Source organism: Streptomyces lucensis JCM 4490 (assembly GCF_014650035.1).
Classification (GTDB): domain Bacteria; phylum Actinomycetota; class Actinomycetes; order Streptomycetales; family Streptomycetaceae; genus Streptomyces; species Streptomyces lucensis.
Genome location: NZ_BMUE01000006.1, coordinates 315,589 through 335,925 on the forward strand (window position 1 = coordinate 315,589; position 20,337 = coordinate 335,925).

The window sequence follows — 20,337 nt, forward strand, 5'->3', positions numbered from 1 at the left end:
ATTCGCGCTTCGGGTAGCGTCGGGGACATGAACTTCGGAGCTGGTGTGCCCACGGTCCAGGTCACGGACCTCAAGGACGGCGACTTCCTGCTGGACGTCCGCGAGGACGACGAATGGCGGGCGGGCCACGCCGAGGGAGCGCTGCACATCCCCATCAGTGACTTCGTGGCCCGCTACGGCGAGCTGACCGAGGCCGCGCCGCAGGATGGCCGTGTCCACGTCATCTGCCGCTCGGGCGGCCGCTCCGCCCAGGTCACCATGTACCTGGCCCAGCAGGGCATCGACGCGGTGAACGTCGACGGCGGCATGCAGGTCTGGCAGGCCGCGGGCCGCCCGGTGATCACGGACGACGGCAAGCCGGGCGTCGTCCTGTAGCGACACCGGCTGTAGCGACACCGGCCGTGGACCGGTGGACCGGTGGACCGGTTCCGGCCCGGCGCCGCGCGATCGGCCGGGCGGGCGCGCCGCCCGCGGATCACCGACCCACTCCTTGTACCCCGTGGCCGGAACCACCGCCGGTGTGAAGGCGCCGGCCGGCGGGCAGCGTCCCGGGGCCGGCGCCGGGTGCCGCCTCGGCGAACGGTGCGTCAGCGGTCGAAGTCCAGCTCGACCGTCTCCGTCAGCGGATGCGACTGGCACGCCAGCACATAGCCGGCCTCCGTCTCCTCCGTCTCCAGCGCGAAGTTGCGGTCCATGCGGACCTCCCCCGAGATCAGGAAGGCCCTGCAGGTCCCGCAGACCCCGCCCTTGCAGGCGTACGGCGCGTCGGGCCGGTTGCGCAGGACCGTCTCCAGCAGCGACTCGCCCTCGCGCACCGGCCAGGTGCCGCCGCGTCCGTCGAGCAGGGCGGTGACGGTGCTGTGCTCGGGAGCCGCGGTGGCGGCGGCCGGGGCCGGCCCCGCGTCCACATGGAAGATCTCCTGGTGGATCCGGGCCCGGTCCACGCCCAGTCCGCGCAGCGCCTTCTCCGTGTCCTCCACCAGCCCGTACGGCCCGCACAGGTACCATCCCGCCACCTGCTCCACGGGCAGCAGCGCCGGCAGCAGGCCCGCGAGCCGTTCCCGGTCGAGCCGGCCGGACGGCAGGCCCGCCTGCTGCTCCTCCCTGGAGAGCACGGTGACCAGCTGGAGCCGCTCGGGGTAGCGGTCCTTCAGATCGGCGACCTCCTCCAGGAACATCGTGGAGGCGGCCGTACGGTCACTGCGTATCAGGCAGAACCGGGCCGACGGTTCGCGCGCCAGCAGCGTGGAGACGATGGACAGCACCGGCGTGATGCCGCTGCCGCCGACGACCGCCGCGTAGAGGCCGGGCGTCGGCTGGAGGGTGAACCGGCCGGCCGGGGTCATCACCTCCAGCTCGTCGCCCGCGTTGATCTCCTTCAGCGCGTAGGCGGAGAAGGCGCCGCCCTCGACCAGGCGCACGCCCACCCGCAGCGTGGCCGGGCCATCGCCGGCCGGGTCGGGCGCGGCGGAGCAGATCGAGTAGGTACGGCGTATCTCCGTGCCGTCCACCCGCCGGCGCAGCGCCAGGTGCTGGCCGGGGGCGTGCCGGTACTCCTCGCGCAGCTCGGCCGGGACGGTGAAGGTGAGGGCGACGGAGTCGTCGGTGATCCGGTCGACCGCGGCCACCTGGAGCGGGTGGAAGCGCGCCATCACAACTCCTTGAAGTGGTCGAACGGTTCACGGCAGGCCAGGCAGCGGCGCAGCGCCTTGCACGCGGTGGAGGAGAACCGGCTCAGCAGCTCGGTGTCGGCGGAGCCGCAGTGCGGACAGCGGACGGGCTCGCTCTGCGCCTCGTGGGTCCGGGTCGGGCCGAGGGCCAGCGGGACGGGGCCGGAGTCCTCGCGTACGCGCGGGGGAGCGATGCCGAACTCCTGGAGCTTGCGGCGCCCTTCCGGCGTGATGTCGTCGGTCGACCAGGCGGGCGCGAGCACGGTGCGCACGGAGACCTCGCGCACGCCGTGGGCGCGCAGCACCCGCTCGATGTCGAGGGTCATCGCCTCGATGGCCGGGCAGCCGGTGTAGGTGGGGGTCAGATCGACCTCGGCCGTGTCCGGGCCGCCCACGCGCACGGCGCGCACCACGCCCAGCTCCTTGAGGGTGAGCACGGGCAGCTCGGGGTCCGGCACCGAGCCGGCCAGCTCCAGCAGCTCGGCCTCCAGGGCGGTGGCGGTCACCATGACGCCCCCGGGTGGCTGCGGTGCAGGTGCTGCATCTCGGCGAGCATCCGCCCGAACGGCTCGGTGTGCAGGCCCTGCCGGCCGGCGCCCGCGGACCAGGCGCCCGTGCGCGGGCCCTCGGGAAGGGTCAGCGTGGCGCGGCCGAGTACGTCGCCGACGGACTCCAGCCAGCGCGTCTCAAGGGCCGCCCGGTCGGCGTCCAGGCCTTCGACCGGCTGGAACATCTCCCCGGTGAAGCGCCACAGCGCGTCGCACGCGTGCTGCATCCGCTCGTGGCTGGTCCCGGTGCCGTCACCGAGCCGCAGCGTCCACTGCTCGGCGTGGTCGCGGTGGTAGGCGACCTCCTTGACCGCCTTGGCGGCGAGCGGGGCGAACGGTCCGTCCCCGGAGGCCAGTTCGGCGTAGAGGAGCTGCTGGTAGGTGGAGAAGTACAGCTGGCGGGCGATGGTGTGGGCGAAGTCGCCGTTCGGCTGCTCGACCAGCTGGAGGTTGCGGAAGGCCCGCTCCTCGCGCAGGTAGGCCAGCTCGTCCTCGTCGCCGGCCAGGGACAGCAGTACCCGGGCCTGGCCGAGAAGATCCAGCACGATGTTGGCGAGGGCGACCTCCTCCTCCAGCACGGGGGCGTGCCCGGCCCACTCGCCCAGGCGGTGCGAGAGCACCAGGGCGTCGTCGCCGAGGGCGAGCGCGGCGGTCGCGGGGACGGTGGCGGTCACAGGTGCTTCACCCCTTCCGGGATCTCGTAGAAGGTCGGGTGCCGGTACGGCTTGTCGGCGGCCGGCTCGAAGAACGGGTCCTTCTCGTCCGGCGAGGACGCGGTGATCGCAGTGGCCGGAACGACCCAGATCGAGACGCCTTCACCGCGCCGGGTGTACAGGTCGCGGGCGTTGCGCAGGGCCAGCTCGGCGTCGGGCGCGTGCAGGCTGCCGGCGTGGGTGTGGGAGAGGCCCCGCCGGGAGCGTACGAAGACCTCCCACAGAGGCCAGTCGGTCGTGCTCATGCTCGCGTCGCTCCTGTCTCGTGTCCGGTCCCACCAGCGCTGCCGGTGTGCTTGGCCGCGTAGGCCGCGGCCGCCTCCCGCACCCAGGCGCCCTCGTCGTGGGCGCGCCGGCGCTGGTTGATGCGCTGCTCGTTGCACGGGCCGTTGCCCTTGAGGACCTCCCAGAACTCCGTCCAGTCGATCGGGCCGAAGTCGTGGTGCCCCCGCTCCTCGTTCCACCGCAGCTCCGGGTCGGGCAGAGTGAGGCCCAGGGACTCGGCCTGGGGGACGCAGATGTCCACGAAGCGCTGGCGCAGCTCGTCGTTGGAGTGGCGCTTGATCTTCCATGTCATGGACTGCGCGGAGTGCTGGGACTCGTCGTCGGGCGGGCCGAACATCATCAGCGAGGGCCACCACCAGCGGTTCACCGCGTCCTGCGCCATCGCGTGCTGCTCCGGGGTGCCCTTGCTCAGGGCGAGCAGCAGCTCGTAGCCCTGGCGCTGGTGGAAGGACTCCTCCTTGCAGATCCGCACCATGGCGCGCGCGTACGGGCCGTAGGAACAGCGGCACAAGGGGACCTGGTTGGTGATCGCCGCGCCGTCCACGAGCCAGCCGATCGCGCCGACGTCGGCCCAGGTCAGGGTCGGGTAGTTGAAAATCGAGGAGTACTTCTGACGGCCGCTGTGCAGCTTGTCCAGCAGCTCGTCGCGGCCGGTGCCCAGCGTCTCGGCCGCGCTGTACAGGTACAGGCCGTGGCCGGCCTCGTCCTGGACCTTGGCCATCAGGATGGCCTTGCGGCGCAGGGAGGGCGCGCGGGTGATCCAGTTCGCCTCCGGCTGCATGCCGATGATCTCGGAGTGCGCGTGCTGGGCGATCTGCCGGACCAGGGTGGCGCGGTAGGCGTCGGGCATCCAGTCGCGCGGTTCGATGCGTTCGTCGGCGGCGACGGCCGCGTCGAAGGCGTGTTGGTAGGCCGTCGTGTCGACGGGGTCCGGCGCGCCGTCCGCCTCCGAACCCGCCGTGCGCTGCGCGGCTGCTGTGGCCATGCGGTCCCCCTGATCTAGGGCTCTGCGGTGGTCTCTGTCCCGACCGATCGTTCGGTCCGTGCGGTATCAATGGTTGCCGGGCCGCCGAAAGGTGTCAACCGCTGTGGAAAACTCGTCGGGCCGCCTGTGGACAGGACACCGCGGCAGCGATCGTGAGCAGGCCGTGGGGCCGACGCGGCAGGTCGGGCGGCGGAGGCGGCCGGGCCGGCGGCCCGAGCCGGGGCCGTGAGGGCCTGCCGTGGCGAGGACCACGGTCACCGGCCCGTACCCCGGGGCTGCGCCCGGTGCCCCGGCCTGAGTACCGTTCCGTGCGAGCGCCGTGTGACGCTCGTGCACCGTGCGGCCCCTGAGGCGGGCGCCGCGCCCGGCCGAGTCACTCGGCCGATGCGACCAGCTGGAACGAATGAGCCGAAACGGGGGACGGGGCGCAATGGACGCGAACGACGAGGACCCGGGGGCCCGGCAGGGCGCGGGCGCCCCCGAGCCCTTGGAACCGCCGAGGCCACCAAGGCCGCCGAGGCCGCGCGAGCAGCCGCACCAGCCGTCCGGGGCGTCTCCCGCGACTTCCGCGACCGCATCCACCGGGTCGACCCCGTCGTCCGCGCCGGTCCGGTCGTCCTCGCCGGTCCCGTCGTCCTCGTCCGTCCTGGCGGTCGAGCCGGATCCGTCCGGCCCCTCCGCTCCCGTGGGCCCTCCCCGTACCGGCGTAGCCGCGCTCTCCCCCCGCTACCAGATCGGGGCGGCGCTGGCCCTCGCCGCGGTCGCCGTCGCCGTGTGCGTGCACCTGCTGATGGTGTTCCTGAGCCTCGCGCCCGCGAACACGGTCACGAAGAAGCACGGCGAGGCGATAGAGGAGTGGATCTATCCGGAGTTCGAGCAGAACTGGAAGCTGTTCGCCCCGAACCCGCTGCAGCAGAACATCGCCGTCCAGGTGCGCGCCGAGGTGCGCATGAAGGACGGCGCGCTGCGCACCACCGGCTGGACCGACCTCTCCGCCCAGGACGGCGCCGCGATCGAGGGCAACCCGGTGCCCAGCCACACCCAGCAGAACGAACTGCGCCGCGCCTGGGACTTCTTCGTCTCCACCCACAGCACCGACAACCGTCCCGTGGCCCTGCGCGGCGCCCTCTCCGAGCAGTACCTGCGCCGGATCGTGGTGATGCGGCTGTACCGGGACGACCCGACCAGCAAGGAGGGCGTCATCCAGCGAGTGCAGGTCCGCTCCAGCAGCACCAACGTGCAGCCGCCGAAGTGGAGCGGGGAGCGGGTCTCCGACAAGCCCGTCCACCGCGTGCTGCCCTGGTGGTCCGTGACGGTTGACGAGGCCGCGGGAGGCGTGCGGTGAACCGTTCCCCGCTGACCCTCCCGGGCGTCGTCGCCCGCGTCACCGAGGCGGCCCTCGGTCCCTACCAGAGCGCCGTGATCCGGATCGGGTTCGCCGGCACCTGGCTGATGTTCCTGCTGCGCGAGTTCCCCCACCGCCAGGAGCTGTACGGCCCCTCGGGCCCCTGGGGCTGGCAGCTCGCCAAGGACCTGACCGACGACAACCACGCCTTCTCGGCGCTGCTGTGGTCGGACGGTCGGGCCTGGTTCGAGTGCTTCTACCTGCTGGCGATCGCGGCCAGCGTGGCGCTGCTGCTCGGCTGGCGCTCCCGGACCGCGTCGGTTCTGTTCATGGTGGGCGTGCTGTCCCTGCAGAACCGCAGCGTCTTCATGGGCGACGGCGGCGACAACGTCCTGCACCTGATGTCCTTCTACCTCGTCTTCACGCGCTGCGGTCAGGTGTGGTCCCTCGACGCGCGGCGGGCGGCGCGTGACCAGGCGGCACGCGCGCGTGGTGAGCGCGTTCCCGCCGACCGGGTGGGTCCGGTGCTGTGGGCCGTCCTCGGTCTCGCGCTCGCCACCGTGACGCTCACCGGCCGGTTCGACAACGGCTGGCTGATCCCCGCACTGCTGTGGACGGTCTGGGTGACGCTCGGCCTGTGGGGGCTCGTCGAGCGCCGGGCGGCGTCCGCCGAGCCGCGGCTCCTGCTGGACGTGATCGTCAACGTCCTGCACAACGGCGCGCTGTTGGTGATCATGGCGGAGGCCTGCCTGATCTACGCGACGGCCGGCTGGTACAAGATCCAGGGGTCGCGCTGGCAGGACGGCACCGCCGTCTACTATCCGCTCCACCTGGACTACTTCACGCCCTGGCCCGGGCTGGCCGACCTGATGTCCACCAGCGGCACGATCATGCTGCTGGTGACCTACGGGACGGTCATGGTTCAGGTCGCCTTCCCGTTCACCCTGTTCAACCGGCGCGTCAAGAACGTCCTGCTGGTGCTGATGATGACCGAGCACGCGGTGATCGCGGTGGTCCTCGGGCTGCCCTTCTTCTCGCTGGCGATGATCACGGCGGACGCGGTGTTCCTGCCGACGTCCTTCCTGCGGCGGCTCGGCGGTCTGGTGGCGCGCGTGTGTCAGCGGGCGGTCCGGCGCGACAAGGGCTCGGTGCCGGCGCCGCGCTCCCCGGAGGACAGCGCCCCGGGCCGTGTGGGGGCCGCATAGGACCACGTGGGGCGGCGTGTGACGACATGGGGCCGCGTAGGGTTCCTCGCATGACCGACCCGCTGACCCGCTGGCGCGCGCTCGCCGGCACCTCCGTACTGCTCGACGGTTTCCACGCCCTCAAGCACGCGGTGCGCTTCGGCGCCGAGGTGCCGGTGGCGGTGACCACCGACCGGCGGGCCGCGCTCGCCCTCGCCGGGGAGCTGGCCGGGGACGTACGGGACGTGCTGGACGGGCTGCTGACCGAGGTGCCCGAGCAGACGTACGTCTCGCTCGTCCCGCGGCCCCATCCGACGGGGGTGGCCGCGCTGGCCGTACGGCCGTCGCGCGAGGCGAACCTGCGGGCGCTGGCCCGCACGCCGCGCACCGCGCCCGTGGTCGTCCTCGACGACCCGCGCAATCTGGGCAATGCCGGGGCCGTGATCCGGCTGGCCGCCGGTTTCGCGGCGACCGGAGTGGTCACCACGGGCACGCTGGACCCCTGGCATCCCACGGTCGTGCGCGGTGGCGCGGGCCTGCACTTCGCGACCGCCGTGGAACGCCTCGGCGTCGACGAGCTGCCCGCCGGACCGCTGTTCGCCCTCGATCCGGAGGGCGAGGACATCCGGGGCGCGAAGCTGCCCGACGACGCCCTGCTGGCGTTCGGCTCGGAACGCAGCGGACTGTCGGCGCCGCTGCGCGCCCGTGCCGACCACCTGCTGCGGCTGCCGATGCGCCCCCAGGTCTCCAGCTACAACCTGGCCACGAGCGTGGCCATGACGCTGTACCACTGGAGTGCCACCGGGGGCGCACCCCGCTGAAAACGGGTACTACGCCTCGCGGCGGACCTCCACCACCCGGAACCGGTTGGCCACGAAGGCTCCGTCGCACAGGGCAGCGTTCGCCGCCGGGTTTCCGCCGGAGCCGTGGAAGTCGGAGAAGGCGGCGGTCTGGTTCACGTACACCCCGCCGGTCAGGTTGAGCGACAGCTGGGCGGACTCCTCCAGGCAGACCTCCTCGACGGCCTGCTCGACCTCGGTGTCACTGGTGTAGGCGCCGACCGTCATCGCGCCCTTCTCGCGGACCGTGCGCCGCAGCAGGTCCAGCGCGTCGGCCGCGGAGTCGACCGCGACGGCGAAGGAGACGGGGCCGAAGCACTCGCTCAGGTAGGCCACGTCGGCGTCCGCCCCCTCCCAGTACTTCCGCGCGCCGTCCAGCTTGACGATCACCGGCGTCCGGACGACCGCGTCCGGGAACTCCGGGTTGCCGATCTCGCGGGAGGCGAGGGCGACTTCGCCCAGACCGGCAGCCGCCTCCAGGCGGGCCTTGACGTCCGGGTTGACGATGGCGCCGAGCAGGGCGTTGGCGCGCGCGTCGTCGCCGAGCAGGCCGTCGACCGCGCGGGCGAGGTCGGCGGTCACCTCGTCGAAGGTCTTGTGGCCCTCGTCGGTGCGGATACCGTCGCGCGGGATCAGCAGGTTCTGCGGGGTGGTGCACATCTGACCGCTGTACAGGGACAGTGAGAACGCCAGGTTCGACAGCATGCCCTTGTAGGAGTCGGTCGACTCCACGAGCACCGTGTTGACGCCGGCCTTCTCCGTGTAGACCTGTGCCTGGCGTGCGTTGGCCTCCAGCCAGTCGCCGAAGGCCGTGGACCCCGTGTAGTCGATGATCCGGATCTCGGGTCGCGTGGCGAGGGTCTTGGCGATGCCCTCACCGGGGCGTTCGGCGGCCAGCGCCACCAGGTTGGGGTCGAAGCCCGCCTCGGCGAGCACGTCCCGGCAGACCTGGACGGTCAGCGCGAGCGGCAGGACCGCGCGCGGGTGTGGCTTGACCAGGACGGCGTTGCCGGTGGCCAGGGACGCGAACAGGCCCGGGTAGCCGTTCCAGGTCGGGAAGGTGTTGCAGCCGATGACCAGGCCGATGCCGCGCGGGACCGGCGTGAACCGCTTGGTGAGGGCCAGCGGGTCCCGCTTGCCCTGGGGCTTGGTCCACTCGGCCGTGCCGGGCGTGCGGACCTGCTCCGCGTAGGCGTACGCCACCGCTTCCAGGCCGCGGTCCTGGGCGTGCGGGCCGCCCGCCTGCAACGCCATCATGAAGGCCTGGCCGCTGGTGTGCATGACCGCGTGCGCGAACTCGTGCGTCCGGTCGCTGATCCGCTTGAGGATCTCCAGGCAGACCACCGCGCGGGTCTCGGCGCCCGCGTCCCGCCAGGCCCGCTGGCCGGCCTTCATCGCGGGCAGCAGCACGTCGAGGTCCGCGTGCGGGTAGCTCACGCCCAGCTCGACGCCGTACGGCGAGACCTCGCCGCCCACCCAGTCGTCGGTGCCGGGCTGGCCGAGGTCGAGCCGGGTGCCCAGCAGGGCGTCGAAGGCGGCCTTGCCGGCCGCCGCGTCCAGGCTGCCGTTCTCGCCGTACGCCTTCGGGTGCTCGGGATGCGGCGACCAGTACGCGCGTGTGCGGATCGCTTCCAGCGCCTGGTCGAGAGTGGGCCGGTGCTTCGCGATCAGCTCCTGGGCGGTCAGTTCGGCGGCCATGCGGGACCAACTCCTCGTCTGGAGAACTCTTCGTCGAGTCCACGACCTGGAAGAAAGAGGCGCGGGATCGGGCGGTCAGAGCTAGAGTAACCGAACGATCGGTCGGGACAAGGGGGACCGCCGCATCTGTGGAAAACGCCGTGCGGGAGGATCGCGCACATGACAGCACTCGAGCTCAGCAGCCCCGTGGCCGTGGTCGGCACCGGCACCATGGGCCAGGGGATCGCCCAGGTCGCGCTGGTCGCCGGCCATCCCGTGCGGCTCCACGACGCCGTCGCCGGGCGGGCCCGGGCCGCGGCGGAGGCGATCGGCGCCCGGCTGGACCGGCTCGTGGAGAAGGGCCGGCTGGACGCCGCGGAGCGGGACGCGGCCCGGGCCCGGCTGAAGCCGGCGGACGGCCTCGCGGAGCTGGCGGACTGCGCGCTGGTCGTCGAGGCCGTCCTGGAGCGCCTGGACGTCAAGCAGCAGCTCTTCCGCGAGCTGGAGGAGATCGTCGCCGAGGACTGCCTGCTCGCCACCAACACCTCCTCGCTGTCGGTGACGGCCGTCGGCGGCGCCCTGCGCCACCCCGGCCGCTTCGTGGGCCTGCACTTCTTCAACCCGGCGCCGCTGCTGCCGCTGGTCGAGGTCGTCTCCGGGTTCGCCACCGACGTCACGTCGGCCACGCGCGCGTACGAGACCGCCCGCGCCTGGGGCAAGAAGCCCGTGGCCTGCGCGGACACCCCCGGCTTCATCGTCAACCGCATCGCCCGGCCCTTCTACGCCGAGGCTTTCGCCGTCCACGAGGCGCAGGCCGCCGACCCGGCGACCGTCGACGCGGTCCTGCGCGAGTGCGGCGGCTTCCGGATGGGCGCCTTCGAGCTGACCGACCTGATCGGGCAGGACGTCAACGAGTCCGTCACCCACTCCGTGTGGCAGTCCTTCTTCCAGGACGTGCGCTTCACGCCCTCCCTCGCGCAGCGCCGCCTGGTGGAGTCCGGACGGCTCGGCCGCAAGGCCGGACGCGGCTGGTACGACTACTCCGACGACGCCGAGCGGCCCGGGCCGCACACCGCCGACAAGGAGCCGCCGCCCGCCCACGTCGTCGCCGAGGGCGGGCTGGGCCCGGCCGCCGGACTGCTCACGCTGATCCGCGAGGCCGGCATCCAGGTCCGCGAGGAGGACGAGGTCGACGGCACCCGCCTGGTACTGCCCAGCGGCGGCCGGCTGGTCCTCGCCGACGGCCGGACGTCCGCGGAGTCCCGCGACGTCGTCCACTTCGACCTCGCCCTGGACTACCGCACGGCCACCCGCATCGCCCTGTCCGCCTCCGAGAACACCTCGCCGCAGACGCTCGCCGAGGCCACCGGTCTGTTCCAGGCGCTCGGCAAGGACGTCAGCGTCATCGGCGACGTCCCCGGCCTGATCGTCGCCCGCACGGTCGCCCGGATCATCGACCTCGCCCACGACGCCGCAGCCAAGGGCGTGGCCACCGAGGAGGACATCGACACCGCGATGCGCCTGGGCGTCAACTACCCGCTCGGTCCCTTCGAGTGGGACCGCAGACTCGGCCGTGCCTTCGCCCGCGCCGTGCTGGACGCGATGCACGAGCGCGACCCCTCCGGACGGTACGCGCCCTCCCTCGCGCTCTACCGTCACGCCTACGCCATCGACAAGCGGGAGGGCACCTCATGACGACGGCCAGGCGCGACACGTACACCCCGGAGACGCTGCTCACCGTCGCCGTGCGGGTCTTCAACGAACGCGGCTACGACGGCACCTCCATGGAGCACCTGTCCAAGGCGGCCGGCATCTCCAAGTCGTCGATCTACCACCACGTCAGCGGCAAGGAGGAACTGCTGCGCCGGGCCGTCAGCCGCGCCCTGGACGGCCTGTTCGCCATCCTGGACGAGGAGCACGCGCGCGTGGGGCCGGCCGTCGACCGCCTGGAGCACGTCGTGCGGCGCATGGTCGAGGTGCTCATAGCCGAGCTGCCGTACGTGACGCTGCTGCTGCGGGTGCGCGGCAACACGGCCACCGAGCGGTGGGCGCTCGAGCGGCGCCGCGACTTCGACCACCGGGTCGCCGCGCTGCTGAAGGCGGCCGCCGCCGACGGTGACGTACGCGGGGACGTGGAGGTCCGGCTGGCCACCCGACTGGTCTTCGGCATGATCAACTCCATCGTCGAGTGGTACCGGCCCGACGTACGCGGAGCCAGCGACCGCGAGGTGGCCGACGCGGTGGTCCAGCTGGTCTTCGCCGGCCTGTGCAGGGCGGCCTGACCCGGTCGCCCCGGCCACGGCGCGGCCCGCCCCGGGGCCTCAGTCGTCCGGCTCCAGGTCCTCCTCCTCGAACACCAGCAGGGTGCGGGTGCTGAGCACCTCGGGGATCGCCTGGAGCCGGGTCAGCACCAGTTCGCGCAGGGCCCTGTTGTCGGGCGTGTGGACCAGGAGCAGCACGTCGAAGTCGCCGCCCACCAACGCGATGTGGGAGGCGCCGGGCAGCCGGCGCAGGTGGTCGCGGACCGTGCGCCAGGTGTTCTGGACGATCTTCAGGGTGATGTAGGCCGACGTTCCGTGCCCCGCGCGTTCGTGGTCGACGCGTGCGCTGAACCCGCGGATCACCCCGTCCTCGACGAGACGGTTGATGCGCGCGTAGGCGTTGGCACGCGAGACGTGGACGCGTTCGGACACGGACCGTATGGAGGCGCGGCCGTCCGCCTGCAGGATTTTCAGGATGTCCTGGTCGATCGCGTCCAGCGGACGCGGCGGCGGCAGCGGTGCGCCGTCCTGCGACCCGTCGGCCATTTGTTCAGCTGCCATGTCCCCCTGCTTCACCGCCGTGGACGTCCTGCGTTCATTGCAGGCTGTGGAGAACCGTTTGTCCACAGCCTGAAGCGGCCTGTAGCCAAAATGTGCCGGCGACCGAACAATCGGTAGGTGAGGCGGGTCACAGCCGACGCGTCTCCGTAGCCGCTCCCACGAGGAGGTGCCGTCATGACGGTCATGGAGCAGCGAGGCGCGTACCGGCCTTCGCCGCCGCCCGCCTGGCAGCCCCGTACGGACCCCGCGCCGCTGCTGCCCGACGCCGAGCCCTACCGCGTCCTCGGCACCGAGGCCGCCGGAAAGGCCGACCCGGACCTGCTGCGCCGGCTCTACGCCCAGCTGGTGCGTGGCCGTCGCTACAACACGCAGGCCACCGCGCTCACCAAGCAGGGCCGTCTGGCCGTCTACCCGTCCAGCACCGGCCAGGAGGCGTGCGAGGTCGCCGCCGCCCTGGTCCTGGAGGAGCGCGACTGGCTCTTCCCCAGCTACCGCGACACCCTCGCCGTCGTCGCCCGGGGCGTGGACCCCGTCGAGACCCTCACCCTGCTGCGCGGCGACTGGCACAACGGCTACGACCCGCACGCCCACCGGGTGGCCCCGCTCAGCACCCCGCTGGCCACCCAGCTCCCGCACGCCGTGGGCCTCGCGCACGCCGCCCGTCTCAAGGGCGACGACGTGGTCGCGCTCGCCATGGTCGGCGACGGCGGCACCAGTGAGGGCGACTTCCACGAGGCCCTGAACTTCGCCGCCGTCTGGCAGGCGCCGGTCGTCTTCCTCGTGCAGAACAACGGCTTCGCCATCTCGGTCCCGCTCGCCAAGCAGACCGCCGCGCCGTCCCTGGCCCACAAGGCCGTCGGGTACGGCATGCCGGGCCGGCTGGTGGACGGCAACGACGCGGCGGCCGTGCACGAGGTGCTCGGCGACGCCGTACGGCACGCGCGTGCCGGTGGTGGCCCGACGCTGGTGGAGGCGGTGACCTACCGCATCGAAGCGCACACCAACGCCGACGACGCCACCCGCTACCGCGGTGACGCCGAGGTCGAGGCCTGGCGCGCGCACGACCCGATCCGGCTGCTGGAGCAGGAGCTGACCACGCGCGGGCTGCTCGACGAGCCCGGTGTGGAGGCCGCCCGGCAGGACGCCGAGGAAATGGCCGCCGACCTGCGTGAACGCATGAACCAGGAACCCGAGCTCGATCCCATGGCCCTCTTCGACCACGTCTACGCCGAGACGACCGCCCAACTGCGTGAGCAGCGAGCCCTGTTGCGGGCCGAGCTGGAAGCCGAGCAGGAGCGGAACGACGCGCAGGAAGGCGGCGCCCGATGACGACCGTCGCCGTCAAGCCCGCCACCATGGCGCAGGCCCTCACGCGCGCGATGCGCGACGCGATGGCCGCGGACCCCACCGTGCACGTCCTCGGTGAGGACGTCGGCACCCTGGGCGGTGTCTTCCGCGTCACCGACGGTCTCGCCAAGGAGTTCGGCGAGGACCGCTGCACCGACACCCCCCTCGCCGAGGCGGGCATCCTCGGCACCGCCGTCGGCATGGCCATGTACGGCCTGCGCCCGGTGGTGGAGATGCAGTTCGACGCCTTCGCGTACCCGGCGTTCGAGCAGCTGATCAGCCACGTCTCCCGGATGCGCAACCGCACCCGTGGAAGGATGCCCCTGCCGATCACCGTGCGCGTGCCCTACGGCGGCGGCATCGGCGGCGTCGAGCACCACAGCGACTCCTCCGAGGCCTACTACATGGCCACGCCGGGTCTGCACGTCGTCACGCCCGCGACCGTCGCCGACGCCTACGGGCTGCTGCGCGAGGCCATCGCCTCCGACGACCCGGTCGTCTTCCTGGAGCCCAAGCGGCTGTACTGGTCGAAGGACACCTGGGACCCCGAGCACCCGGCGGACGTCGAGCCGATCGGCCGGGCGGTCGTCCGGCGCACCGGCCGCGACGCCACGCTGATCACCTACGGTCCGTCCGTGCCGGTCTGCCTGGAGGCCGCAGAGGCCGCGCAGGCCGAGGGCTGGGACCTGGAGGTCGTCGACCTGCGTTCCCTGGTGCCGTTCGACGACGAGACGGTCTGCGCGGCCGTCCGCCGCACCGGACGCGCGGTCGTCGTCCACGAGGCCACCGGGTTCGGCGGGCCGGGCGGCGAGATCGCGGCCCGCATCACCGAGCGCTGCTTCCACCACCTGGAGGCGCCGGTGCTGCGCGTGGCCGGGTTCGACATCCCCTACCCGCCGCCCATGCTGGAGCGGCACCACCTGCCCGGCGTCGACCGCATCCTCGACGCCGTGGCCCGGCTGCAGTGGGAGGCCGAGGGCTGATGGCACAGGTGCTGGAATTCAAGCTCCCCGACCTCGGCGAGGGACTCACCGAGGCGGAGATCGTCCGCTGGCTGGTGCAGGTCGGTGACGTCGTCGCCGTCGACCAGCCGGTCGTCGAGGTCGAGACGGCCAAGGCGATGGTCGACGTCCCCTGCCCCTACGCCGGTGTGGTCACCGCCCGCTTCGGCGAGGAGGGCTGCGAACTGCCTGTCGGCGCCCCCCTGCTGACGGTGGCCGTGGGCGAATCCTCGGCGGAGCCGGAGGGCTCGGGCAACGTCCTGGTCGGCTACGGCACACAGGCCCCGGCCGCACGACGGCGCCGGGTGCGGGCCGCGGCGCCGGGCACGGCCGCCCACAACGGCCGGGCCGTGCGGCCCGCCGACGACCGGATCGAGCGACCCGGACCGGCCCCGGCGGCCCCCGCGCGCGTGACGGCGCCGGCGCCCGCCCCCGCCGACGGACCGGTCCCGGTGATCTCCCCGCTGGTCCGCAGGCTCGCCCGCGACAACGGAGTGGACCTGCGGCGGCTGGCCGGCTCGGGACCCGACGGGCTCATCCTGCGGGCCGACGTCGAAAGCGCCCTGCGGGGCCAGGCCGAGCCGGTGCGCACGGCGCCGGAGCCGGTCGTGCGGACTCCCGTGGCGTCCTCGTCGCAGGGCGGCGTCCGCATCCCCCTCAAGGGGGTCCGCGGGGCCGTCGCCGACAAGCTCTCCCGCAGCCGGCGGGAGATCCCGGACGCGACCTGCTGGGTCGACGCCGACGCCACCGAACTCATGCGCGCGCGGGCCGCCATGAACGCGACCGGAGGATCCAGGATCTCCCTCCTCGCACTGCTCGCCCGCATCTGCACCGCCGGCCTCGCCCGGTTCCCGGAGTTGAACTCGTTCGTCGACACCGAGACCCGCGAGGTGGTCCAACTCGACCACGTGCACCTCGGATTCGCCGCCCAGACCGAACGCGGACTGGTCGTGCCCGTCGTCCGGGACGCCCACGCGCGCGACGCCGAGGGGCTGACCGCCGAGTTCGCCCGGCTCACCGAGGCCTCCCGCACCGGGACGCTGACGCCCGGTGACCTCACCGGCGGCACCTTCACGCTCAACAACTACGGAGTCTTCGGCGTCGACGGCTCCACGCCGATCATCAACCACCCCGAGGCGGCCATGCTGGGCGTCGGCCGCATCATTCCCAAGCCCTGGGTCCATGAGGGCGAACTGGCGGTGCGCCAGGTGGTCCAGCTCTCGCTCACCTTCGACCACCGGGTGTGCGACGGCGGCACGGCGGGCGGTTTCCTGCGGTACGTGGCGGACTGCGTGGAACAACCGGCGGTGCTCCTGCGCACACTGTGACCACGGGGGCGGGGGCGCCGCCCGCCCTGTGAGGCCGCGGTCCGCGGGGCGGGGACGACAGGACATACTCGGGGGGTGACCGACAACGCCCCCGGGCTCCCCGGGACCGCCGGGCTTCCCGGGCTTCCCGGGCTCCCCGGGACCGCCGGGCTTCCCGGGCTCCCCGGAACCGCCGGGCTCCCCGGGGCCGCCGGGCCGTACGACGCCGTCGTGCTGGCCGGCGGGGCCGCGCGCCGGCTCGGCGGGGCCGACAAACCCGGTCTGCGGGTGGGAGGCCGTGCCCTGCTCGACCGGGTGCTGGCCGCCTGCGCGAGCGCCCGTACGACGGTCGTCGTGGCCGCCCCGCGACCCACCGCACGGCCGGTGCGCTGGGCGCGCGAGGAGCCGCCCGGCGGCGGACCGGTGGCCGCGCTGGAGGCGGGGCTGCGGCTGACCACGGCCGAGTGCGCCGTCGTCCTCTCCGCGGATCTGCCTTTCCTCGAACAGAGCGTGCTGCACCGCCTGTTGACGGTCCTAGGGGACACCGGCGCGGACGGCGTCCTGCTCACCGACGCGGAGGGCCGCGACCAGCCCCTCGTGGCCGCCTACCGAACCGCCGCGCTCCGCCGTGAGCTGGACGCTCTCGCCACCGCGCACGACGGCCTGACGGGACTGCCGCTGCGCCGGCTCACCGGCGCCCTCCGCCTGACCCGCGTCCCGGACCCCCTCGCGTCCTTCGACTGCGACACCTGGGACGACATAGCCGACGCCAGGGCACGCATCAGGGAGCATGGGCACGTGTTGGATGAATGGATCTCCGCAGTCAAGGAAGAGCTGGGCATCGACCTGGACGTCGACACCGGCGCCCTGCTCGACCTCGCCCGGGACGCCGCGCACGGCGTGGCCCGTCCCGCCGCCCCGCTGACCACCTTCCTCGTCGGCTACGCCGCGGCCCGGGGCACGGGCGGCCCGGAAGCCGTCGCCGAGGCCGCCCGCAAGGCCGCCGCACTCGCCCTGCGGTGGGAGGAAGAGAACGGCGCGAGCCCGCAGGCGAAGACCGCGACGGCGCGGGAGGAGCCCGCGGGCGCGGACGAGGGGACCGGGGGCCGAGGCGCCCCGGACGCCGGATGACCGCCCCCGGATCCCGGGCCGGCGCACCCGCCGCGGACAGCGACGACCTCGACGTCGAGGAGGCACTGGCCCTGGTGAGGGAACCGAAGGACGACAGCACCGCCCCCGCCCCGCCTAACGCACCGCCGGCCGCCGGGCACGAGGGGCACCGGGGCACCCCCTGGCCGCGGGCCCGCGAGATCGCCGCCCGCGCCGCACGCTCCGGTGCCCGCCGCGCCCCCGTCTCCGTGCCGCTCGGCGACGCCCTGGGCCTGGTCCTCGCGGCCCCGCTCGACGCGCTCACCGATCTGCCCTCCTTCGACACCTCCGCGATGGACGGCTGGGCGGTCGCCGGACCCGGCCCCTGGGACGTGCGCGACGCGGGCGTACTCGCCGGGCACGGCCGCCCCGAACTGCTCACCGACGGCGAGGCGGTCCGCATCGCCACCGGCGCCCGCATCCCCGCCGACACCACCGCCGTCCTGCGCTCCGAACACGGCCGCACCGACGCCCAGGGCCGGCTCCACGCCACGCGCGACGTCGCGCACGGCCAGGACATCCGCCCGCGCGGCCAGGAATGCCGCAGCGGCGACCAATTGCTGCCCGTCGGCACCCTGGTCACCCCGGCCGTGCTCGGCCTCGCCGCGGCGGCCGGATACGACACCGTCACCGCCGTACCCCGCCCCCGTGCCGAAGTGCTCGTGCTCGGGGACGAGTTGCTGACCGAGGGGCTTCCGCACGACGGCCTGATCCGGGACGCGCTCGGCCCCATGCTGCCGCCCTGGCTGCACGCACTCGGCGCCGAGGTCGTCGCGGTGCGCAGGATCGGCGACGACGCCCGGGCCCTGCGCAGGGCCGTCAGCCGCTCCGAGGCCGACCTGATCGTCACCACGGGCGGTACCGCGGGCGGTCCCGTCGACCACGTCCACCCCGTCCTGGAGCGCGTCGGCGCCGAACTCCTGGTCGACGGAGTCACGGTGCGGCCCGGCCACCCCATGCTGCTCGCCCGCACCCGGAGCGGCCAGCACCTCGTCGGCCTGCCCGGCAACCCCCTCGCGGCCGTCTCCGGCCTGCTCACACTCGCCGAACCGCTGCTGCGGACCCTCGCCGCCCGCCCCGCCCCGGAGGCGTACACACTGCCGCTCGGGGACGCGGTGCACGGCCATCCGCACGACACCCGGCTCGTCCCCGTGGTGCTGCGCGGGGACCGCGCCCTGCCGCTGCACTACAACGGCCCGGCCATGCTGCGTGGCGTCGCCGCCGCCGACGCGCTGGCCGTCGTTCCGCCGGGCGGCGCCCAGCAGGGCGAGGAGACGGAACTGCTGGACCTGCCGTGGGCGGCGGCCGGAATCGGAGTGTGTTTCACGTGAAACTTCCGGGCCATGACGCGATCGCCCGCCAGGCGGACGAGCACCTGGTGACCCATCGGGTGAAACTTCCGCGGGAAGTGGTGGAGCGCCCGATCCGCCAGGTCGCCAAACGGCTGGTCATGGCCCTGCTGGTGCTGGTCGCCACCGCACTGGTCGTCTACGCCGGTCGCGACGGCTACCACGACAACTCAGACGACTCCGTCGACCTGCTCGACGCGTTCTACTACGCGACCGTCACCCTCTCCACCACCGGGTACGGCGACATCACGCCGGTCAGCGACAGTGCCCGGCTCATCAACATCTTCGTCATCACACCCCTGCGCGTGCTGTTCCTGATCATCCTGGTCGGCACCACGCTGGAGGTCCTCACCGAACGCACCCGGGAGGAATGGCGCCTCAACCGCTGGAGGTCCACCTTGCGTGATCACACCGTCGTCATCGGCTTCGGCACCAAGGGGCGGTCGGCCATCCGGACCGTCTGCGCGACGGGACTGAGGAAGGAGCAGGTGGTCGTCGTCGATCCCGGCTCCAAGGTGATCGACGCGGCGACCGCCGAGGGGTACGCGGGCGTCATAGGCGACGCCACCCGCAGTGACGTGCTCAAGCGGGCCGAGGTGGACAAGGCCCGGCAGATCATCGTCGCCCCGCAGCGCGACGACACCGCCGTCCTCGTCACGCTGACCGCTCGCCAGCTCAACCGGAGCGCCAAGATCGTTGCCGCCGTCCGGGAGGAGGAGAACGTCCCGCTGCTCAAGCAGTCCGGCGCCGACGCGGTCATCACCAGTTCCGGCGCGGCCGGCCGCCTGCTCGGCCTGTCGGTGCTCAGCCCCGCGGCCGGCATGGTCATGGAGGACCTGATCCAGCAGGGCAGCGGCCTGGACATCGTCGAACGACCGGTGGTCCGGGCCGAGGTGGGCCTGAAGCCGCGGGAGACCGACGACCTCGTGGTGAGCGTCGTCCGCGGCCACCGGGTGCTCGGCTACGACGACCCGTCCATCGGCACCCTCCAGCTGACCGATCGCCTGATCACCATCGTCCGCGCCTCCCCCGGCGCCCAGGTCACCCCGGGCATACGGCCCCTGCCCGGACACTGAGCGGGCCTGCCCGGAGGACGGCACAGCCGGGGAGTAGCGTCGCAGTCATGCATGCGATCACGATTCCCGAACCTGGTGGTCCCGAGGCGCTCGTGTGGTCGGAGGTCCCCGATCCGGTTCCCGGTGAGGGCGAGGTGCTGGTCGAGGTGGTGGCCAGCGCCGTCAACCGTGCCGACGTCCTGCAGCGCCAGGGCTTCTACAACCCGCCGCCCGGCGCTTCCGCCTACCCCGGGCTGGAGTGTTCCGGCAGGATCGCCGCACTCGGCCCCGGGGTGTCCGGGTGGGCGGTCGGCGACGAGGTGTGCGCGCTGCTCGCGGGCGGCGGCTACGCCGAGAAGGTCGCCGTGCCGGCCGGACAGCTTCTGCCCGTGCCCGAGGGCATCGACCTCAGGCGGGCGGCCGCCCTGCCCGAGGTGGTCTGCACCGTCTGGTCCAACGTGTTCATGGTCGCCCACGTCCGCCCCGGCGAGACGCTGCTGGTGCACGGCGGCTCCAGCGGCATCGGCACCATGGCGATCCAGCTGGCCAAAGCCGTCGGCGCCAGGGTCGCGGTGACCGCGGGGACCAAGGAGAAGTTGGACTACTGCGCCGAGCTGGGCGCGGACGTGCTCATCAACTACCGCGAGCAGGACTTCGTCACCGAGATCGAGCAGGCCACCGACGGTGCCGGCGCCGACGTCATCCTGGACAACATGGGCGCCAAGTACCTCGACCGCAACGTCCAGGCTCTCGCCGTGAACGGCCGCCTCGCGATCATCGGCATGCAGGGCGGCGTCAAGGGCGAGCTGAACATCGGCACCCTGCTCGGCAAGCGGGCCGCGATCAGCGCGACCTCGCTGCGGGCCCGGCCGCTCGAGGAGAAGGCGGCCATCGTGGCGGCCGTACGCGAGCACGTGTGGCCCCTGCTGGCCGCCGGGCACGTCCGGGCGGTCGTGGACCGTGAGCTGCCGATGCCGGATGCGGCCGAGGGGCACCGGGTGCTGGAGGCCAGCGGGCACATCGGCAAGGTGCTGCTGGTCGCGCCGTAGGGCCGGAACGGA

The 20,337-nt window shown here is 73.1% G+C and carries 20 protein-coding genes; 13 read left to right on the top strand and 7 right to left on the bottom strand.

Translation table 11 applies throughout. The annotated features are described in order from the left end of the window. Nucleotides 1-45: 45 nt before the first annotated feature. Nucleotides 46-375 carry a rhodanese-like domain-containing protein gene (locus tag IE177_RS16640; RefSeq protein WP_190016228.1) on the top strand — a complete coding sequence of 110 codons (330 nt, stop codon included), beginning with the start codon at nucleotides 46-48 and terminating at the stop codon, nucleotides 373-375. Nucleotides 376-587: 212 nt separating this feature from the next. Here IE177_RS16640 and paaE read toward each other — a convergent pair whose 3' ends face one another. From paaE to paaA, 5 genes are read right to left on the bottom strand one after another with little or no spacing between them, the layout of a single operon-like run. Continuing rightward, complete coding sequence (gene paaE / locus IE177_RS16645; RefSeq protein WP_190016114.1) at nucleotides 588-1,652, bottom strand: 1,2-phenylacetyl-CoA epoxidase subunit PaaE; 1,065 nt, start codon at nucleotides 1,650-1,652, stop codon at nucleotides 588-590. Next, the gene (gene paaD, locus IE177_RS16650; RefSeq protein WP_190016115.1) at nucleotides 1,652-2,179 is read right to left on the bottom strand and encodes a 1,2-phenylacetyl-CoA epoxidase subunit PaaD; all 528 of its coding nucleotides are present in this window, start codon (nucleotides 2,177-2,179) and stop codon (nucleotides 1,652-1,654) included. Before paaD ends, paaE begins: the two co-directional genes overlap by 1 nt. Continuing rightward, on the bottom strand, nucleotides 2,173-2,892 hold the full coding sequence (gene paaC, locus IE177_RS16655; RefSeq protein WP_190016116.1) for a 1,2-phenylacetyl-CoA epoxidase subunit PaaC: 720 nt from the start codon (nucleotides 2,890-2,892) through the stop codon (nucleotides 2,173-2,175). Before paaC ends, paaD begins: the two co-directional genes overlap by 7 nt. Continuing rightward, entirely contained in the window at nucleotides 2,889-3,176 is a 288-nt protein-coding gene (paaB, locus tag IE177_RS16660) for a 1,2-phenylacetyl-CoA epoxidase subunit PaaB (RefSeq protein ID WP_190016117.1), read from the bottom strand. The genes paaC and paaB overlap by 4 nt, the downstream gene beginning before the upstream one ends. Beyond that, complete coding sequence (gene paaA / locus IE177_RS16665; RefSeq protein WP_190016118.1) at nucleotides 3,173-4,201, bottom strand: 1,2-phenylacetyl-CoA epoxidase subunit PaaA; 1,029 nt, start codon at nucleotides 4,199-4,201, stop codon at nucleotides 3,173-3,175. The genes paaB and paaA overlap by 4 nt, the downstream gene beginning before the upstream one ends. Nucleotides 4,202-4,631: 430 nt before the next feature. On the opposite strand from paaA, the gene IE177_RS16670 reads away from it, so the two are divergent. Genes IE177_RS16670 through IE177_RS16680 form a run of 3 tightly spaced genes read left to right on the top strand, consistent with a single transcriptional unit; the run spans nucleotide 4,632 to nucleotide 7,551 of the window. After that, entirely contained in the window at nucleotides 4,632-5,546 is a 915-nt protein-coding gene (locus IE177_RS16670; RefSeq protein WP_190016119.1) for a DUF5819 family protein, read from the top strand. Next, a complete protein-coding gene (locus IE177_RS16675) occupies nucleotides 5,543-6,751 on the top strand; it encodes an HTTM domain-containing protein (protein ID WP_190016120.1) in 1,209 nt (402 codons plus the stop codon). The genes IE177_RS16670 and IE177_RS16675 overlap by 4 nt, the downstream gene beginning before the upstream one ends. 50 nt (nucleotides 6,752-6,801) lie before the next feature. After that, nucleotides 6,802-7,551, top strand: coding sequence for a TrmH family RNA methyltransferase (locus IE177_RS16680; RefSeq protein WP_190016121.1), 750 nt, complete (start codon nucleotides 6,802-6,804; stop codon nucleotides 7,549-7,551). Nucleotides 7,552-7,560: 9 nt separating this feature from the next. Here IE177_RS16680 and paaN read toward each other — a convergent pair whose 3' ends face one another. After that, nucleotides 7,561-9,267 carry a phenylacetic acid degradation protein PaaN gene (paaN, locus tag IE177_RS16685; protein ID WP_190016122.1) on the bottom strand — a complete coding sequence of 569 codons (1,707 nt, stop codon included), beginning with the start codon at nucleotides 9,265-9,267 and terminating at the stop codon, nucleotides 7,561-7,563. A 159-nt stretch (nucleotides 9,268-9,426) separates the two neighbouring features. On the opposite strand from paaN, the gene IE177_RS16690 reads away from it, so the two are divergent. Beyond that, nucleotides 9,427-10,941: a 3-hydroxyacyl-CoA dehydrogenase gene (locus IE177_RS16690; RefSeq protein ID WP_190016123.1), complete on the top strand. Its 1,515-nt coding sequence runs from the start codon at nucleotides 9,427-9,429 to the stop codon at nucleotides 10,939-10,941. Next, nucleotides 10,938-11,528, top strand: a complete 591-nt coding sequence (locus tag IE177_RS16695) for a TetR/AcrR family transcriptional regulator (protein WP_190016124.1) — start codon at nucleotides 10,938-10,940, stop codon at nucleotides 11,526-11,528. The genes IE177_RS16690 and IE177_RS16695 overlap by 4 nt, the downstream gene beginning before the upstream one ends. Nucleotides 11,529-11,567: 39 nt before the next feature. On the opposite strand, the gene IE177_RS16700 is transcribed toward IE177_RS16695, so the two are convergent. Continuing rightward, entirely contained in the window at nucleotides 11,568-12,068 is a 501-nt protein-coding gene (locus tag IE177_RS16700; protein ID WP_373305099.1) for an Lrp/AsnC family transcriptional regulator, read from the bottom strand. 174 nt (nucleotides 12,069-12,242) lie between these two features. Here IE177_RS16700 and pdhA point away from each other — a divergent pair, with 174 nt between their 5' ends. The 7 genes from pdhA (at nucleotide 12,243) to IE177_RS16735 (ending at nucleotide 20,325) form a co-directional block, all read left to right on the top strand. Then, nucleotides 12,243-13,397: a pyruvate dehydrogenase (acetyl-transferring) E1 component subunit alpha gene (pdhA, locus tag IE177_RS16705; protein ID WP_190016125.1), complete on the top strand. Its 1,155-nt coding sequence runs from the start codon at nucleotides 12,243-12,245 to the stop codon at nucleotides 13,395-13,397. Then, a complete protein-coding gene (locus IE177_RS16710; RefSeq protein WP_190016126.1) occupies nucleotides 13,394-14,398 on the top strand; it encodes an alpha-ketoacid dehydrogenase subunit beta in 1,005 nt (334 codons plus the stop codon). Before pdhA ends, IE177_RS16710 begins: the two co-directional genes overlap by 4 nt. Then, on the top strand, nucleotides 14,398-15,744 hold the full coding sequence (locus IE177_RS16715; RefSeq protein ID WP_190016127.1) for a dihydrolipoamide acetyltransferase family protein: 1,347 nt from the start codon (nucleotides 14,398-14,400) through the stop codon (nucleotides 15,742-15,744). Before IE177_RS16710 ends, IE177_RS16715 begins: the two co-directional genes overlap by 1 nt. Nucleotides 15,745-15,954: 210 nt before the next feature. Then, nucleotides 15,955-16,854 (top strand): DUF6457 domain-containing protein, encoded by a 900-nt coding sequence (locus IE177_RS16720; RefSeq protein WP_229816080.1) that lies wholly within the window; start codon nucleotides 15,955-15,957, stop codon nucleotides 16,852-16,854. After that, entirely contained in the window at nucleotides 16,851-18,203 is a 1,353-nt protein-coding gene (locus tag IE177_RS16725) for a molybdopterin molybdotransferase MoeA (RefSeq protein ID WP_190016129.1), read from the top strand. The genes IE177_RS16720 and IE177_RS16725 overlap by 4 nt, the downstream gene beginning before the upstream one ends. Continuing rightward, nucleotides 18,200-19,297, top strand: coding sequence for a potassium channel family protein (locus tag IE177_RS16730; RefSeq protein ID WP_190016130.1), 1,098 nt, complete (start codon nucleotides 18,200-18,202; stop codon nucleotides 19,295-19,297). The genes IE177_RS16725 and IE177_RS16730 overlap by 4 nt, the downstream gene beginning before the upstream one ends. A 47-nt stretch (nucleotides 19,298-19,344) precedes the next feature. Further along, the gene (locus IE177_RS16735) at nucleotides 19,345-20,325 is read left to right on the top strand and encodes an NAD(P)H-quinone oxidoreductase (protein ID WP_190016131.1); all 981 of its coding nucleotides are present in this window, start codon (nucleotides 19,345-19,347) and stop codon (nucleotides 20,323-20,325) included. Nucleotides 20,326-20,337 lie beyond the last annotated feature (12 nt).